This window comes from Pantoea sp. VS1 (genome assembly GCF_002207995.1).
Taxonomy (GTDB): Bacteria; Pseudomonadota; Gammaproteobacteria; order Enterobacterales; family Enterobacteriaceae; genus Pantoea; species Pantoea dispersa.
Genome location: NZ_NHZE01000082.1, coordinates 1 through 559, shown reverse-complemented (window position 1 = coordinate 559; position 559 = coordinate 1). Strand labels below are relative to the sequence as shown.

Sequence of the window (559 nt, the reverse complement as noted above, 5' to 3'; positions counted from 1 at the left end):
CGCACCGTTCGCGAGCTCAACGGGGAATCGTGCATTCCCCTCGAGGAGTTTGCGCCGGCGAAACAGCAGATCGTCTGCAGCCGCTCTTTTGGTGAGCGCATTACGACAAAAGTGGCCATGCAGGAAGCGCTGTGTCAGTACGCCACCCGTGCGGCGGAGAAGCTGAGAAATGAGCGCCAGTTCTGCCGGCGCATCAGCGTTTTTATCCGGACCTCGCCGCACGCGCAGGGAGAAGTCTTCTACGGCAACAGCGCCGGCGAGAATCTCACCCTGCCCACACAGGATACGCGCGACGTGATCGGGGTGGCCATGCGATCGCTCGACCGCATCTGGCTTGAAGGGCGACGCTACATGAAGGCCGGCATCATGCTCGATGACTTCACGCCAGACGGCGTCAGTCAGCTGAACCTGTTCGATGAGGATAAGCCGCGGGCCAACAGCGCGCAGCTGATGAAAGTACTGGACGGCATCAACCAGTCCGGGCTCGGCAGCCTGTGGTTTGCGGGTCAGGGCGTGAATACAGAATGGAAAATGAAGCGGGAGATGTTATCTCCTGCCT

General features: G+C 60.3%; 1 protein-coding gene. It reads left to right on the top strand.

Going from position 1 to position 559, the window contains the following annotated elements:
- Positions 1 to 559 (top strand): DinB/UmuC family translesion DNA polymerase (locus tag CBW22_RS23325; protein WP_141097357.1); only part of this gene is annotated, 559 nt, incomplete at both ends.